The organism is Rhodococcus sp. NFXS4 (genome assembly GCF_058139645.1).
The window spans coordinates 915,713-930,396 of record NZ_CP192221.1 but is presented as its reverse complement, the minus strand read 5'-3'; the positions used below and the strand labels follow the sequence as shown (position 1 = coordinate 930,396).

17 protein-coding genes and 1 pseudogene are annotated in these 14,684 nt (G+C 67.4%); 6 read left to right on the top strand and 12 right to left on the bottom strand.

What is annotated here, in order from left to right; genetic code table 11:
- Nucleotides 1-50 precede the first annotated feature (50 nt).
- Genes J4E04_RS04285 through J4E04_RS04275 form a run of 3 tightly spaced genes read right to left on the bottom strand, consistent with a single transcriptional unit; the run spans nucleotide 51 to nucleotide 3,475 of the window.
- Nucleotides 51-938, bottom strand: a complete 888-nt coding sequence (locus J4E04_RS04285; RefSeq protein ID WP_490149943.1) for a pseudouridine synthase — start codon at nucleotides 936-938, stop codon at nucleotides 51-53.
- Complete coding sequence (gene trhO / locus J4E04_RS04280) at nucleotides 935-1,783, bottom strand: oxygen-dependent tRNA uridine(34) hydroxylase TrhO (RefSeq protein WP_490149942.1); 849 nt, start codon at nucleotides 1,781-1,783, stop codon at nucleotides 935-937. The genes J4E04_RS04285 and trhO overlap by 4 nt, the downstream gene beginning before the upstream one ends.
- Before the next feature lie 45 nt (nucleotides 1,784-1,828).
- Nucleotides 1,829-3,475, bottom strand: a complete 1,647-nt coding sequence (locus J4E04_RS04275; RefSeq protein ID WP_490149941.1) for an alkaline phosphatase D family protein — start codon at nucleotides 3,473-3,475, stop codon at nucleotides 1,829-1,831.
- Between the two features lie 98 nt (nucleotides 3,476-3,573).
- Between J4E04_RS04275 and J4E04_RS04270 the strand changes: the two genes are divergently transcribed.
- A complete protein-coding gene (locus J4E04_RS04270; RefSeq protein ID WP_490149940.1) occupies nucleotides 3,574-4,602 on the top strand; it encodes an NADPH:quinone reductase in 1,029 nt (342 codons plus the stop codon).
- A gap of 66 nt (nucleotides 4,603-4,668) precedes the next feature.
- Nucleotides 4,669-5,979 (top strand): MCE family protein, encoded by a 1,311-nt coding sequence (locus J4E04_RS04265; RefSeq protein ID WP_490150501.1) that lies wholly within the window; start codon nucleotides 4,669-4,671, stop codon nucleotides 5,977-5,979.
- A gap of 10 nt (nucleotides 5,980-5,989) precedes the next feature.
- On the opposite strand, the gene J4E04_RS04260 is transcribed toward J4E04_RS04265, so the two are convergent.
- From J4E04_RS04260 to J4E04_RS04245, 4 genes are all read right to left on the bottom strand, one after another.
- Nucleotides 5,990-6,457 (bottom strand): phosphoribosyltransferase, encoded by a 468-nt coding sequence (locus tag J4E04_RS04260; RefSeq protein ID WP_222632966.1) that lies wholly within the window; start codon nucleotides 6,455-6,457, stop codon nucleotides 5,990-5,992.
- Between the two features lie 46 nt (nucleotides 6,458-6,503).
- Nucleotides 6,504-7,055, bottom strand: a complete 552-nt coding sequence (locus J4E04_RS04255) for a hypothetical protein (RefSeq protein WP_490149939.1) — start codon at nucleotides 7,053-7,055, stop codon at nucleotides 6,504-6,506.
- A gap of 62 nt (nucleotides 7,056-7,117) precedes the next feature.
- Nucleotides 7,118-7,624, bottom strand: coding sequence for a mycothiol transferase (locus J4E04_RS04250; protein WP_307108326.1), 507 nt, complete (start codon nucleotides 7,622-7,624; stop codon nucleotides 7,118-7,120).
- 121 nt (nucleotides 7,625-7,745) lie between these two features.
- Nucleotides 7,746-7,931, bottom strand: a complete 186-nt coding sequence (locus tag J4E04_RS04245) for a hypothetical protein (protein ID WP_490150607.1) — start codon at nucleotides 7,929-7,931, stop codon at nucleotides 7,746-7,748.
- A 10-nt stretch (nucleotides 7,932-7,941) separates the two neighbouring features.
- Here J4E04_RS04245 and J4E04_RS04240 point away from each other — a divergent pair, with 10 nt between their 5' ends.
- Complete coding sequence (locus J4E04_RS04240; RefSeq protein WP_490150606.1) at nucleotides 7,942-8,517, top strand: hypothetical protein; 576 nt, start codon at nucleotides 7,942-7,944, stop codon at nucleotides 8,515-8,517.
- A 389-nt stretch (nucleotides 8,518-8,906) separates the two neighbouring features.
- Here the strand turns inward: J4E04_RS04240 and J4E04_RS04235 are convergent.
- Nucleotides 8,907-9,170, bottom strand: a pseudogene (locus J4E04_RS04235) (signal peptidase I); the annotation flags it as partial.
- Here J4E04_RS04235 and J4E04_RS04230 point away from each other — a divergent pair.
- A complete protein-coding gene (locus tag J4E04_RS04230) occupies nucleotides 9,115-9,252 on the top strand; it encodes a hypothetical protein (RefSeq protein WP_490150605.1) in 138 nt (45 codons plus the stop codon). The pseudogene J4E04_RS04235 and the gene J4E04_RS04230 sit on opposite strands and share 56 nt — an antisense overlap.
- A gap of 21 nt (nucleotides 9,253-9,273) precedes the next feature.
- Here J4E04_RS04230 and J4E04_RS04225 read toward each other — a convergent pair whose 3' ends face one another.
- The 4 genes from J4E04_RS04225 to J4E04_RS04210 are packed head-to-tail and all read right to left on the bottom strand — an operon-like array spanning nucleotide 9,274 to nucleotide 11,715.
- Nucleotides 9,274-9,828: a SipW-dependent-type signal peptide-containing protein gene (locus tag J4E04_RS04225; protein WP_490149938.1), complete on the bottom strand. Its 555-nt coding sequence runs from the start codon at nucleotides 9,826-9,828 to the stop codon at nucleotides 9,274-9,276.
- Nucleotides 9,825-10,400, bottom strand: coding sequence for a signal peptidase I (locus J4E04_RS04220; RefSeq protein WP_490149937.1), 576 nt, complete (start codon nucleotides 10,398-10,400; stop codon nucleotides 9,825-9,827). Before J4E04_RS04220 ends, J4E04_RS04225 begins: the two co-directional genes overlap by 4 nt.
- A complete protein-coding gene (locus J4E04_RS04215) occupies nucleotides 10,397-10,945 on the bottom strand; it encodes a hypothetical protein (RefSeq protein WP_490149936.1) in 549 nt (182 codons plus the stop codon). Before J4E04_RS04215 ends, J4E04_RS04220 begins: the two co-directional genes overlap by 4 nt.
- A gap of 20 nt (nucleotides 10,946-10,965) precedes the next feature.
- Nucleotides 10,966-11,715 (bottom strand): alternate-type signal peptide domain-containing protein, encoded by a 750-nt coding sequence (locus tag J4E04_RS04210; protein WP_490149935.1) that lies wholly within the window; start codon nucleotides 11,713-11,715, stop codon nucleotides 10,966-10,968.
- A gap of 281 nt (nucleotides 11,716-11,996) precedes the next feature.
- On the opposite strand from J4E04_RS04210, the gene J4E04_RS04205 reads away from it, so the two are divergent.
- Nucleotides 11,997-12,794, top strand: a complete 798-nt coding sequence (locus tag J4E04_RS04205; protein WP_490149934.1) for a TspO/MBR family protein — start codon at nucleotides 11,997-11,999, stop codon at nucleotides 12,792-12,794.
- Between the two features lie 184 nt (nucleotides 12,795-12,978).
- Nucleotides 12,979-14,577 (top strand): aldehyde dehydrogenase (NADP(+)), encoded by a 1,599-nt coding sequence (locus J4E04_RS04200; protein ID WP_490149933.1) that lies wholly within the window; start codon nucleotides 12,979-12,981, stop codon nucleotides 14,575-14,577.
- Nucleotides 14,578-14,684 lie beyond the last annotated feature (107 nt).

Genomic DNA, 14,684 nt, shown 5'->3' with positions numbered 1-14,684 from the left:
CCGGAGGCCGGCCGGGGTCGGAAAGCGGGAAGGCCGGAGGCCGGCCGGAATCAGACGAGCCGGAGTTCTCTCCGTGAGCTGAAGGTGCGGGGGTCGCCGGTGAGCGGATCGGTGAAGCTCAACCGGCGCGCGAGCAACTGCAGGGGTGTCGAGAAGTCGTCGGGCGCCACGGACGTGAACGTCGGGTAGTACGGGTCGCCGTGGATCGGGATGCCGAGCGAGGAGAGATGCAGGCGCAGCTGATGCGTCTTGCCCGTGCGAGGGAAGAGCCGGTAGCGCGCCGCGTCGCCCACCCTCTCGATGACCTCCACCCGTGTCTCGCTGTTCGGCTCACCCGGTTCCTCGTGCGCGGTCATGACGCCGTGTTCTTTGACGATCCGGCTCTCGACACTGCGCGGGAAGGTGAGGCCGGGGTCGAATCCGGCGACGGCCTCGTACTCCTTGTCCACGCTCCCGTCGACGAAGAGGTTTTGGTACGCCCGGCGGAATCGGGCTGCTCTGGTGAACATCAGGACTCCCGCGGTGGCGCGGTCGAGCCGATGGGCCGGCGTGATGTCCGGCTCGTCGAAGAGCCGCCGCAGCCGCACCGTCGCGGTCTCGGTGATGTGACGCCCGCGCGGGATGGTCGCGAGGAAGTGGGGCTTGTCGACGACGACGATCGCGTCGTCGACGTGCAGGATCTCCATCTCGAAGGGAACCGGCACCTCGGGCTCCGGGATCCGGTGGAAGTGCACGACGGCACCGGCGCGATAGGCCGTGTCCTCGCTGTACGGGCGGCCGCGCTCGTCGACCACCTCCCCCGCCGCCATCGTCGCCCGCCACGCGTCGCCGGGCAGCACGCTCTCCAGATATTCGAGCGTGGTCGCCGGATGCTCGCCGTGGGGCAACCGATGCCGCAGCGGTGCGAGGCCGTCCCGGAACGGCAACGGCACGGTCACGTGGGGACGCACTCGGTGCAGACCAGAGCCAACCCACGACCGTGGCCGTCGTCCGTGTCGAGGTACCGCGAGGTGGGAACACCGCAGCGTGAACAGGTTCCGATGACGGCCGGGTGGTCGGAGAACGCGACGGTGCCGCGCTGATCGAACACGTACAGCGACCCGGACCAGAGCCCGTCGTCCCCGTACCGCTCGCCGTACCGCACGATGCCGCCGTCCAGCTGGTAGACCTCCTCGAAGCCGCGCGAGCGCATCAAGGATGACAACACCTCACATCGCACGCCCCCGGTGCAGTAGGTGACGACGGGCTTCGACTTCAGATGGTCGAACACCCCGGAATCCAACTGCGCCAGGAACTCTCGCGTGTTCTCGACGTCCGGAACCACAGCGCCGTCGAAACGTCCGATCGCGGCCTCGAAGGCGTTGCGGCCGTCGAGGAAGACGACGTCGTCCCCCCGCTCGGCCACCAGGTCGTGCACCTCCTCGGGTGCGAGGTGCCGGCCACCTCCCACGACGCCGTCCGCGGTCACGTGGAGTTCGTCCGGTACTCCGAAGGTCACGATCTCTGGACGCACCCGGACGCTGAGCTTGGGGAAGTCGTCGCCGCGGCCGTCCGACCACTTGACGTCCGCGGCCGCGAACGGCGCGTACTCACGAGTGCCGCGGACGTACTTCTTGACCGCGCGGACGTCGCCGCCCACCGTCGCGTTGATGCCGTGCGGGGAGACGATGATCCGGCCGGTGAGCCCGTGTGCGGACGCCAGGGTGTGCTGCCACAGCCGGACCGCCTCGGGGTCCGGCAGCGGCGTGAACACGTAGAACAGCACGATCTTGGGCGTCGACACGGAGGAACAGTCTAGATTCCTCGAACCGGCCTGAAGTCACGGCAGTCAGGGAGCCAGGGGTTGGGCGGGAGCCACCGTCTGCGTGCCCGACCCGACGCGGAAACCCGCACCGAAGTAGGCCGTCGACGCGGGATCCTCCTTGGCGGTGACGTACCAGTGATCCATCTGCGCGCCCGACGGCGTCACCTCGAAGACACCGAACCCGTGGGTGTCGAGATCGACGTACTTGACGTGGTGGTTGAAGGCCTTGAACGCCTCCTCCGCGACCCGCCCGACCGTGTGCTCCGGGACCTTCAGGAAGTCGTCGATGTTCGCCGAGGTGACCGACGTGACCACCAGCTCGGTCGCCACCGTTCCCGCCGCCGGGTACGCCGCGGCGTCGACCGGGATGTCGCACGCCCACGAGGAGTGGATGTCGCCGGTGATGAACACGGTGTTGTCGACTCCCGCGGTACGGATCGCGTCGAGCAGCCTACGACGGTCGGCCGTGTACCCGTCCCACGGATCGGCGTTGTAGGACACGCCGGCGGCCGGCAGCCCCAGCAGCTGGGTCACACCTCGCGCCGCCTCGGGGTCCAGCGGCGGAATCAGAGTCGGCGTGATCATCACCGGGTTGCCGATGATGCGCCACTGCGTGGGCGACGACGTCAGACCTGCCGTCAGCCACGCCATCTGGTCGGCGCCGGTGATGGTGCGATCCGGCGAGTCCACCGCCGGGCCCTGGAACGGCAGCACCTGCTTCGAACGGTAGGTGCGGAGATCGAGCATCGACAGCTCCATCAGCGTCCCGAACCGCAGTCGGCGGTACAGGTGCCGGTTGTTCGCGGTTCCCGCAGCGCGCACGGGCATCCACTCGTAGTAGGCCTGAACCGAGTTGGCCTTGCGCGAGGCCCAGTCCCCCTCGGTGTCCGGCTGATGGTTCTCGGCGCCCGTGGCGTAGGCGTCGTTCGCCGACTCGTGGTCGTCCCACGTGCAGATCCACGGAACACCTCGGTGAGCGGCCTGGAGATCCGGATCGGACTTGTACTGGGCGTGCCGGATTCGGTAGTCGGCGAGGGAGACGATCTCGTGCACTGGATCGTGCACTCGCACGACGCCGTTCTTGCCCTCGAAGCCGCCGGTCTCGTACTCGTAGATGTAGTCGCCCAGATGGATGATCGCATCGAGATCCTGGCGGGCCGCGAGATGGCGATACGCGGAGAAGTACCCCGACTCCCAATTGGCGCACGACACGACGCCGAATCGCAGGCGCGCGACGTCGGCCTCGGCGGCAGGGGCAGTACGGGTGGTGGCCACCGTCGACGACTCGCCCGCCGCCGTGAAGCGGTAGTGATAGGTCGTCGCCGGGCTCAGACCGGTGACGTCGACCTTCACCGTGTGGTCGGTGTCTGCAGAGGTGACGACGCTGCCCGAGCGCACCACGTCGGTCAGCGCGGCGTTGCGCGCCAGCTCCCACGTGACGGTGGTGGCCGGTCCACGGCCGGACCCCGGCGTCGCGTCGGGGGTCGGCGTGACGCGGGTCCACAGCAGGATCGCATCCTCGAGTGGGTCGCCCGAGGCGACGCCGTGTCGGAAGACGGACGACGACTGCGCCGCCGCGGTCCGCGCGGTGAGGGTCGCCGCGGCGCCCACCCCTGCGGCGAGGGTGGTGGTCCGGAGGAAGCCGCGGCGGTTCAGAGAAGTCTCGTGCACGCCCGTGAGTCCATGCCATGGGGGCCGATCGGTCAAGTGAACGTTCGAGCGGCGCCCTCTCAGGAACAGGACCCCCCGGTCGAATCGTTGCCCCACACATGAAGGCAATCGTCTACACCGAGACCGGTGCACCCTCCGTCCTGACCGCAGTCGACCGCGACATCGTGGAGCCCGGCGTCGGCGAGGTGCGGGTGCGCCTCGTCGTCGCGGGGGTCAATCCCACCGACTGGAAGTCGCGGACGGGCGCGGGTCCGGGGCAGAAGCCCGCGTTCGACGAGGTGGTTCCGGGCCAGGACGGGGCCGGTGTCGTCGACGCGGTCGGCCCGGAGGTCGAGGGCATCGCCACCGGTGACCGGGTGTGGCTGCTGCTCGCCCAGCACGAGCGCCCCACCGGAACCGCCCAGGAGTTCACCGTCGTCCCGGCGGATCGCGTGGTCCGGCTGCCCGAGAACGCCGACTTCGACCTCGGCGCCTCGCTCGGCGTCCCGGCGGTGACCGCCCATCGCGCGCTCACCGTGTCCGAGGACGGACCGTCCCGTCTCCATCCGGGCGCACTGGACGGCAAGACCGTCCTGGTCGCCGGCGGTGCAGGTGCGGTCGGCCACGCCGCGATCCAACTGGCCCGCTGGGCCGGCGCCACCGTCATCACGACGGTGAGCGGCCCGGAGAAGGCAGGTCTGGCCACCGCAGCCCGTGCGCACCACATCGTCAACTACAAGTCCGGCGACGCTGTGGCTCGCATCCGCGAACTGGCTCCGCAAGGTGTGGACATCATCGTCGAAGTGGCTCCCGCCCAGAACGCGGAGCTCGATGCCGCCGTCGCCGCACCCCGCGCGTCGGTCGCGATCTACGCGAACAACGGCGGCGACGCGGTCTCCATCGACATCCGCCCGAGCATGGTCGGCAACATCCGGTACCAGTTCGTGCTGCTGTACACCGTGGGAACCGCCGCTCTCGAGGCCGCGAAGCACGACGTGACCGAGGCTGTTCGGGCCGGTGCACTTCCGGTCGGTGAGTCGCACGGGCTGCCGCTGCACCGCTTTTCTCTCGGTGCCACGGCCGACGCTCATGCCGCCGTCGAGTCCGGGGTGACCGGAAAGGTGCTCATCGACATCAGCGCCCCGTGATCCTTTCGTGTCAACGGTCGAGAGGCCATTGACAAATGGTGTGATCGCGGTCACCATTCCCGGATGATGGTGCGCCGCCTGGCCGGTCTCGCGTTCTTTCTGGCCGCGGTGGCCTTCGTCGGCTTCACCACCGCGGTGTACGCCCGGACATTCGAGTCCGTGGTGACGGTGGAACTGCGCACCGATTCGGTGGGAAACGCGCTGCCACCCGACGCCGACGTCAAGGTGCGGGGAGTCATCGTCGGCCAGGTGCGATCGTCGACCACGGAGAACGGTGTCGTGATCTCCCGCATCGCGCTCGAGGAGGACTCGGCACCGATGATTCCGGCGTCCGTGACGGCGCGTCTGTTGCCCAAGACGCTGTTCGGCGAGCGCTACGTCGCACTCCAGATTCCGCGGGGAGGGACGGGCACTCCCATCGCGGAAGGCGACGTCATCGAGCAGGACACGAGCGGCAACGCCATCGAGGTCGGCCAATTACTGGACAGCCTACTGCCCTTGCTCGACGCCATTCCCCCGGACAAGTTGGCCACCACTCTGGGCGCGCTGTCGCAGGCCCTCGACGGGCGGGGCGAGGCACTCGGTCGCACCCTCGACCGACTCGACGAGATCGTCACCGGCCTCAGCCGTGAACTGCCCGCGCTGCAGCAGGATCTCGTCGACTTCGCCGCCCTGACGGAGACCTACTCCACCGCGGCTCCGGATCTGCTCGACGCGCTCGACAACCTCACCGTCACGGGCAACACGCTCGTCGAGCGACGTCCCGCCGTCGACACGCTTCTGACGTCGGCGACCGCATCGTCCGGCAGCACCGCGGACCTGCTCGCGGCGAACGCCGAGTCGATCATCACCATCGCCGACGGCAGCAGAGAGACGTTGGAGTTGCTCGGCGAGTTCTCCCCCACGTTCGGGTGCATGCTGCCCAAGTTCGCGGGCCTGATCGGGGAGGCGAGACGCATTCTGGGAGTGGGTGATCCGTACCCCGGTGCGCGCGCCACCATCAATTTCGTCAACCCGCGCGGCGGCTACCTCCCCAACCAGGACGAACCGCGCCTCTTCGACGACAGGCCGGCCGCCTGCTATCAGGACGTCACCGCACCCGGACGGTTCTTTCCGCAGTACCCGGGCAGTGGACTCAACGACGGGTCGTACCAGGTGCCCTCACGCAATCCCGGCCCACAGGACATCGAGTACGCATCGCTCCCACAGCAGTCACCCGTTCCAGCCGACGCGTCGTACGCCGGATCGGACGCCGAGCGAGACACGCTGGCCGTCATCTACGGACAGGGCAGCGGCGTCGAGCCCACCGCGGTCCCGTCCTGGACGACGCTGATCGGCGCACCCGCACTCCGCGGCGCCGAGGTGGCGATCCGCTGACGGCAGCAGGTCAATTCCGTTCGATGACCGGCTCCGAGGACCACGGGAACTCGATCCACAGATCGGTCTCCCGCCACGAGAAGTCCGGCGTGATGATGGTGCGGGGCTTGGTGTAGACGACGGCGGACTTCACCTCTGCCGCATGCTCTTTCAGTAAGCCCACGACCAGCGCGAGAGTGCGCCCGGAGTCGGCGACGTCGTCCACGACGAGCAGCTTCTTCCCCACGAGTGCGTCGGTGTCGAGCAACGGCGCGAGCACCACCGGATCCGGCAGTGTCTCCTCGACGTCGGTGTAGAACTCGACATTGAGCGTGCCGGCGGCCTTCACACCCATCGCGTAGGCCAGAGCCCCGGCCGGGATGAGTCCGCCGCGTGCGATCGCGATGACGATGTCCGGCCGGAAGCCACTGTCCACGACGGTGCGTGTGAGCTCACGCGACGCCGTGCCGAACAGGTCCCACGTCAGTGTCTCGCGCATGGGGACTCACGTTACCCGCGCCGGTGCCTCCGGATCGGACGAGCGATCACGGCCACTCGATGGTCTCCGCGGCGGCGATGTCGTCGACGACCATGGTCACCACGGCCTCGATCGGTGATCCGATGCGGGCGAGGAGCACGTCCGTGACCGCCGCCGACGCACGGATCGCAGGCGCCGCGGCCAATCTCGCCACGACCACCTGGCCGTCGTCTCGACGGTCGTCGGGGTCCTGATTCTCGTCCTCGGCGCTCGACCCGCTCGTCCGACGCTCCGGTTCCGGATGGACCCCCAGGGTGCCGAGCACCACGGCCACGACGTCGGACGGATCCGACCCGGTGTCCTTTGCGACCGCCTCGCGGACGACGGCGCCCACGTCGTCACCGTCGAGGCCGTCGGGATGAGCAGCCTCGAGTAGCATCCGCAGGATCGCGGCGTAGACGTCCTCGACGCGAACACCGTTCTGCGAGGCCAGTTCCGACACAGCATCGTCGACCGCGTCTGCATCGGACTCTCGCAGCGCCGCGGAGAGTCGGACGATGCCGTCGGCGACATCGCGTGCGGACGCCGGCCAACGCAGCGGCCAGGTGGTGGTGGTCATCGTTCGGGTCCTCTCGTGCTGAGTGCCGTCACGATGTCACGGCCGTCCGACACGGGGCTCTCTCACCGCCGCTCGACGACTCCACGGATGAATGCCGCCTGGCCGATGTGCTGTAGATCGTCGGACACGACACTGACGAGGCGGACGGCCAGCGTGACCGGCGGATCCCAGTTCTCGTCGATCACCCGGTCGAGGTCTTCTGCCGTGAGGGTGTCGAGGTACTCGACGGTGCGCGCATGAACGGCATCGACGTACCCGGCGAGGAGCTCGGCGTCGACGTCGACCTTGCCCACGTCCTCCGTCGACTGCCCGTACCCGATGGCGTCGTCGTCGAACGGAAGTGCGAAGCGGGCGTTCCATCCGTCCGCGGTGTAGACCTGCTCGCTGCCCGCCACACCCGCGACGTGATCGTCCTGCACCCGCGCGAGATGCCACACCAGCCAGGCGATGGTGTTGGCCTCCGGATCGATGCGGTAGGTCAGCGCCTCCCGATCCAGGCCGTCGAGCGTCGTGTGCACGGTCTCCTTGATGCGGTCGTACGCGTCGATGAGCACGCCTCTGTGGTCCACCGGTGATCTCCTTCGTGTCGCTTCAAAGAAGTATGCCCGTGCCTCAGTGCCCGGAAACGGTGCCGATCGGCGGGATCCCGTCGATTCTGTCCACTTGTGGGCAGTCAGGCACGGCCGCGTCTCACAGGAGGGCAGAGATGTCAGCCGGAAGTGCCGACTCACTCACCGACGAGGACAAGAACGATCCGTTCGCCACCGCTACCTGGCGGGACCCGCCCTCACCGAGGACGTAGAGGTTGCCGTCGGACGACCAGACCACACCGGTTCCGTATCGCTCACTGATGGTGATGGGCTGCCGGTAGAGCACAGATCCCTCGGTGTCGGTGACTGTGAGTTCACCGCCCGACACGGAGGCTGTGTTGCCGCCGATCGACCTCGATGTTCCATTCGCAACGAACGCGCCGGCCGGTGGCGGTGGGGGCGTGGTTGTAGTGACCGGTGCGGTGGTGGTCGGAGCGGTGGTCGTCGGAGCGGTGGTGGTCGGAGCGGTGGTGGTCGCTGACATTGTCGGCGTGGAGTCGGTGGTCGACGTGGGTTCGGTGGTCGAACCAGGTGTCGTTGTCGGCGAGATGGTTGTGGTCGAGGTGGCAGTGGTTGTGGCCGCCTCGGTGGTCGAGGTGCTCGGCGCCTCCGTTGTCGCGGCCTCGGGGGGCGATACGAAGCGTGCAGCAGAGGCGGCGGAGGTTGTAGACCCACTGGTGACACAACTGGTGATCACGGTCGTCGACCTGACGGTGCGTGTCAACGACTGCGTCGACCTCCACTCCAAAAAGGTCGACTGCAGCGTGACTGTCCAGTTGGTCAACAGATTCAAGAGTGACAGCGGTGGGGTGGTCGAAGTAGTACTGGAGTCGAAAGTCTGCACGACCGGAGTGCCGGCTGTGGGGGTGTAGGTGAGGCGATGGCCGTAGTTGGGGTCCGATGCCACCCAACTCAGCCGCGCACTCAACCCGACCGTATTGCAGGTGAAACTGGTAGGGCGGGCAAGCGTCCCCGCTGCCACGGTGGCTCGTGCGTTGGCAGTGTCTGTCTGGGCCGCGAGGGTTCCGTCGGCACGGGAGAACCCTGGAACGACGCCACCCGCGACACACACAGCCAGTACGACGACTGCGATGCGATGGCGGCCGGAGGCCGCACTGTCACCGCCGCGGCGGGGCTCCGACGGTCGGATGATGAGGTAGAGCAGCGCCAGCGCCAGAAGACCACCGATCACCAACGCGAACGGCGTCTTCATCCACGCCACCCCGTAACCGAGGTACGGCACGCTCACGATCACCCTGGAGGCGTCGGCAACGGCATACGGCTGAACATCGGCTTCCGCGTTGGCGTCGCCTTTCAGCACGAGCGACGCAGAGTCACCGGCAATGGACTCGACCCCCTGTACGCGGTGCGTCACCCTGGCACCGTCGTCACGTACGACGCTCACCACGTCGCCGGGTCGGAGCGCTGATGCCGCAACGTCTCGGCCTACGGCAAGCGATCCGGTGGGAATGGCCGGAGCCATCGATCCCGACGTCACCACCAACGGAGTCAACGAGAGGGACATCGCGAGCACGGTGAACACCATGCACGCGACACCCAGCGCTGCACCGATACCGAGCAGGACATTCAGCGCTCGGCTGGTGTGACGGCGCGGCGGATCCAGTACGTCAGCCATTGAGTGCCGTCGCTGTCAGTACGAGATTGACCGAACCAGACAGGCCCTGATCGGTCGACGGCGATGTGGTTGGCAAGGTCACCTGCACGCAGAGAGTGTCGACAACTCCGGTGGCGACAGTCCGAGCCGAACTCAAGGTCACACCCGCACCTCCGCAGGTATTCGAGGTCGCATTGACGGTCGGCGCTCCATCGGTCACCACAGAAGTGAGTGACAACCCGGGTGTGACTGCGGAGATGACGCCGGTGTACGTGAAACCCAGAGTTCCACCGTTCTTGACTTTGACCGCGGCGGCTTTCGACTGTCCCGGCAGAAGTGTGCCCGTCGGAAGCGCAACGATGTACGGGCTGCCGGCCAAGCCCTGGTTCCCGTTGGTTGTGCCGTCGTCGAACTTGATGTCCACCGTGCCGGTGACGAAAGTTCCGGACGTGGTGCTGGCGGTTGTGGACCACGCAGCGAGAGTTCCCACCGAGCCGAGTCCCAGAACCATGCCGAGACTCAGCGCTGCCTTCAGCCGCACGCTGCCCAGCACCTGGCGAATGTTCACGTGGACTTCTTCTTGGATCGCTCTCGGGCAGCGGAGGCGAATTGCCATGCCGCGTAAGCGAAGAGCACACCCGCAGCGATACCGACGACCGCGGTGCGAGTGGATCCTGTCAGCCAATTGTTGACGTATCCGAGGTACGGGATGCTGTACCAGACCGAACCCCTGACCTGCGCGGGTTGCACCGGCGATTGGTCTGGCACGTCGTTTGCGTCACCACGGGCGATGTATCGACGTTCGCCGTCGTCGTCGAATGCGGTCCCGACCACACGATGGGTGACCACTTCGGGAAGACCTGACTGGAGCTGGTAAGTGATGACGGTTCCGATGCCGATGTCGTCGGTAGGTTTGACCACGACGAGCGTTCCCGGCGGGTAGGTAGGCACCATGGACGGTGTCAGAATCGTGTAAGGCTGCGCGCCCGCAATCTTCGGAATCAGTACCGCCACGAGCAGGATCGCCGTAGCCGCGAGTAGTGCGGTCCAGGACACGATGGTCTTGATCCACCACAGCGGACCGGTCGGCTGAGAGTCGCCGACGTCTTCAGCCTCCTCTGGTATCACGTGATGGGTCATGTCGACTGCACTTCGAACGAGAACCGATGTTGATACGTCGCCGACGGCGCACCGGTTACAGACTTGAGAACTGTGGTCACACACCACGTTGTCGTGGCGTTGACCGCCAACGCTTGCCACGGCGCGCCGAGCGCAGTGGTTGTCGCTACAGACGCCGTAAACGCCGGGAACGCGGACGGGCCCGATCCGCACGACGGGGAGACCGAGGCGGACAACGCCACCTCAACCGTCGCACCTGGAGTCGATACGGTGGGGCCTGCGGATTCGAGGCGGAAGCGAAGCGGAGAGGTACCACTGTTGGTGATGACCAACAGTGCACTGACCGATTGATCTACAGCTACAGGTGATTTCTGCAACGCCGCGAAGGTGAAGACGGAACCGGACGACCGGGTACCCGGCGAGAGGTCGAGAAATCCGGTGGTCACCGAGGAACTGGTGATCTGCTCCCGATCACTCCACAACGCTCCGGTCGCCTGCACCGACCCACCCACCAGCGCCGCGGCGGTGACAACCGCCGCGGCGCCGAGGACCACCTTCGACTTCACGAGGAGAAAGCTGCTGTCGATTACGGGCGGACCTGCTGGACGGTCACGTCGAAGTCCTCGAACGATGCCGTCGTGTTGATCCCGACCTGGTCGATCGCATCGAATGCGATGGACACGGTCACGTCGATGACCAGATTGTCGTCCGCATCGGTGATCGTCGTGACGGGAGTTGTGGTGCCCTCCCGGAAAGCATCGACGTCGACGGTGAAGTTCGCCGCGGTGGGCGCGACTCGCGTGATGTTGCGCGCTGCGAGGATGCCGGCGTCCGGGCCTTCGGTGAACACCGGCACGAAAGTGGGATCGAATTCCACGTCGGCACTCAGGTTGTCGCCGATGACAGTCACAGTCATCTCGGTGGTGTACTCGACGGTGTCGCCGGGCACCATGCGGAAGAGGCTGATGTCGGAAATGTCGACCGGCACACCCGGCACCGACACGTCCTGCCACGTCCCTGCCGCCGAACTGATGTCGAGCGTGCCGGTGTTGATAGCCCCTCCGTCGACCGACTCGGAGTCACTCCACAGAGCCAGACTGCCCGCTCCACCGAGAAGGAGAAGAGCTGCCGCACCTGCCGCCATCGCGCCCTTGGTTGCCTTGTTCATGTGACTGCTCCGTCGATCTCGTAAGTGCCCTCGGCGATGCCCGCTGTCGGGATGGTGCCCACTACCGAGATGTTCGGGCAGGCGTCGAACGGCAGTCGCAGATGCGATGCGCGCGCTCTGCCAATCATTCGCCATTTCTTGGTTCGCCGTTACGTGTTCCCCGATCACGTCGCGTTCCAGCGGTGCACTCGACGGCGAGAGGAGTTGTGAGCAGGTCGTTCGCGTAGCTTGTAAGGCACCAAGGCCGTTCGTAATAAATGGTCCCCACCTGCATCGACCGTCCACTTTGACCGATTTTCACATTGGTGCCATCGGCTCACAAGAATGGTTTTCATGCTTGATCTGCCCCGCGGCGGCCCAATTCATGCTTTAAACATACTTTGGTTTTGTTTCAGAAAACTTTCGATCGGGCACTCCACGGCCACCATCCACTCGCTCGAAGGACTCCCATGACCCATGACACGGCCACACCTCGGCAGCGTACCGAGCCCGCATCGTCGGGCCAGGTTCTCCTGGTCGTCGTCAGCGCGATCATCGCCGTCGTCGGTGGATTCCTGGGCTCGGGCGCCGTGGTCGGCACACCGATCGCCGAAGCAGCCGACGGCGCCCTCAGCGCGACCGCCACCCTGGTCGCACCGGCGGGGCCCGCATTCTCCATCTGGTCGGTCATCTACCTCGGACTGATCGCCTACGCGGTGTGGCAGGCTCTGCCCGCCCAGCGCCGGTCCGAGCGGCAACGAGCACTCCGCGTACCCATCGCCGTGACGATGCTGCTCAATGCCGCGTGGATCACCGTGGTGCAGTTCGGGCAGGTACTGCTGAGCGTCGTCGTGATCGTCGCGCTGCTCGCGAGCCTGGCGTTCGTGCTCGCGCGGCTGATCGCGGCTCCGCGGACCACCGCCGTCGACACGGTGATCACCGACGGGACGATGGGCCTCTACCTTGGATGGGTGGCTATCGCGACGGTCGCGAACGTCAGCGCCTGGCTCGCGTCGACGGGCGTCGAGTCGGCGGCCACCCTGTGGGCCGTTCTCGTTCTCGTCGTCGCGGCGCTCGTCGGACTGTTCCTGGCCACCGTCTCCGCCGGACGGATCGCGCCCGCACTGTCTCTCGTGTGGGGACTCGGGTGGGTCGCGCAGGGGCGCCTGTCCGGCGAGGTCCTGAACACTACCGTCGGGTGGACTGCCGCGACGGCGGCAGTCGTCGTTCTCGTGGGCACGGTCGCCGTGCGAGTGCGCTCCCGCTGACGTTCCGTGTTCCCGCGGCCGCTGCAACCACCACGGGAACATACAACGCCCGCGGGAACCGAGGCGTCACCCCTGTCGATACCGACAGTGCATCGCTGCAGTGCAATTTTAACTTGGACTTGTATGACACCGCGCCTTAGCGTCGTCTGTACATCCACGCACTGCGAGAAGGGCTGATGCACTGATGACTGCAACGGTGACGACGACCGCTCCTCTGACCGGGGAGCTGATCATCGCCGGGTCCACCGTCCCCGGCACCGGCACGACCGTCCACGGCATCGATCCGTCCACCGGCGCGGATCTCGAGCCCGCCTACCGGCACGGCACGATGGCCGACGTCGACGCGGCCTGCGCGGCGGCGGACGAGGCCTTCGACGCCTACCGCTCCACCACGTCCGAGGCGCGCGCCGACTTCCTCGACGCCATCGCCGACAACATCGAGGCGCTGGGCGAGACGCTCATCGAGCGCGCGGTGGCCGAGTCCGGCCTGCCCGTCGGTCGGATCACCGGTGAGGTCGGCCGCACCAGCGGACAGCTCCGCCTGTTCGCCTCGGTGCTCCGCGAGGGCAGCTGGAACGGTGCCCGCATCGACCCCGCACAGCCGGACCGCGCACCCCTTCCCCGCGCCGACATCCGCCAGCGCAAGGTCTCACTCGGACCGGTGGTCGTGTTCGGCGCCAGCAACTTCCCGCTCGCCTTCTCCGTCGGCGGCGGCGACACCGCATCGGCACTCGCCGCCGGATGCCCCGTCATCGTCAAGGCCCACGACGCCCACCCGGGTACGTCCGAGTACGTCGGCCGCGCGATCACCGAGGCCGCCGCGTCGACCGGCATGCCGGCAGGAGTGTTCTCGCTCGTCTACGGCGACGGCCGCACCATCGGCACCGCTCTGGTCACCGACCCGCGCGTCAAGGCCGTCGGCTTCACCGGATCCCGTTCCGGCGGCACCGCTCTGGTACGCGCCGCAGCCGGTCGACCGGAACCGATCCCGGTGTACGCCGAGATGAGCTCCATCAACCCGGTGTTCCTGTTCCCGCACGCCCTCGAGACGCGGGCCGCAGATCTGGGCCGCGCCTTCGTCGCCTCCCTGACGCTCGGCTCCGGACAGTTCTGCACCAATCCCGGCCTCGTCATCGCGCAGGACGGACCGGAACTCGACGCCTTCGTCGCGGCCGCTGCGGACGCCGTCGCGGCCAGCACCCCGACCACCATGCTGACGCCGAACATCGCCGACAGCTACGGCAAGGGTGTCGACGCGCTGAGCGTCGCCGCAGACGAGGTCGCCCGCGGCACCGTCACCGACGCACCCAACGCCGGCCGCGCGGCACTCTTCAGCACCGACGCCGCGACGTTCCTCGACCGAGACGTGTTGCAGGCCGAAGTGTTCGGCGCATCCGCGCTCGTCGTCCGCTGCACCTCGGCCGAGCAGGTCGCCGCCGTGGCCCGCGCTCTCGAAGGTCAGCTCACCGCGACGATCCACGCCGACGCCGCCGATCACGCCGACGCCGGACGCCTGCTCCGCGTCCTCGAGCTGAAGGCCGGACGCATCCTTTTCGACGGGTGGCCCACGGGCGTCGAGGTGGGCCACGCGATGGTCCACGGCGGCCCTTACCCGGCGACGTCCGACTCACGCTCGACATCGGTCGGCTCGCTCGCCATCGAGCGGTTCCTGCGCCCTGTCGCGTACCAGGACGTTCCCGCCGCGCTGCTCCCCAGCGCCATCGCCGACGGCAACCCCGACGGCATCTGGCGGCGTGTCGACGGCCAACTCTCCCGCGACTGATTCCACCCTCCCGCACCACACCGGCCGGCCTCCGGCCTTCCCGCACCACACCGGCCGGCCTCCGGCCTTCCCGCACCACCCCGGCCGGCCTCCGGCCTTCCCGCACC

Excerpts from the sequence above, each read along its gene's own strand:
- J4E04_RS04270 (WP_490149940.1), top strand. The coding sequence starts at position 3,574 with ATGAAGGCAATCGTCTACACCGAGACCGGTGCACCCTCCGTCCTGACC.
- J4E04_RS04265 (WP_490150501.1), top strand. The coding sequence starts at position 4,669 with ATGGTGCGCCGCCTGGCCGGTCTCGCGTTCTTTCTGGCCGCGGTGGCC.
- J4E04_RS04260 (WP_222632966.1), bottom strand. The coding sequence starts at position 6,457 with ATGCGCGAGACACTGACGTGGGACCTGTTCGGCACGGCGTCGCGTGAG.
- J4E04_RS04255 (WP_490149939.1), bottom strand. The coding sequence starts at position 7,055 with ATGACCACCACCACCTGGCCGCTGCGTTGGCCGGCGTCCGCACGCGAT.
- J4E04_RS04230 (WP_490150605.1), top strand. The coding sequence starts at position 9,115 with ATGGCCGGAGCCATCGATCCCGACGTCACCACCAACGGAGTCAACGAG.
- J4E04_RS04220 (WP_490149937.1), bottom strand. The coding sequence starts at position 10,400 with ATGACCCATCACGTGATACCAGAGGAGGCTGAAGACGTCGGCGACTCT.
- J4E04_RS04205 (WP_490149934.1), top strand. The coding sequence starts at position 11,997 with ATGACCCATGACACGGCCACACCTCGGCAGCGTACCGAGCCCGCATCG.
- J4E04_RS04200 (WP_490149933.1), top strand. The coding sequence starts at position 12,979 with ATGACTGCAACGGTGACGACGACCGCTCCTCTGACCGGGGAGCTGATC.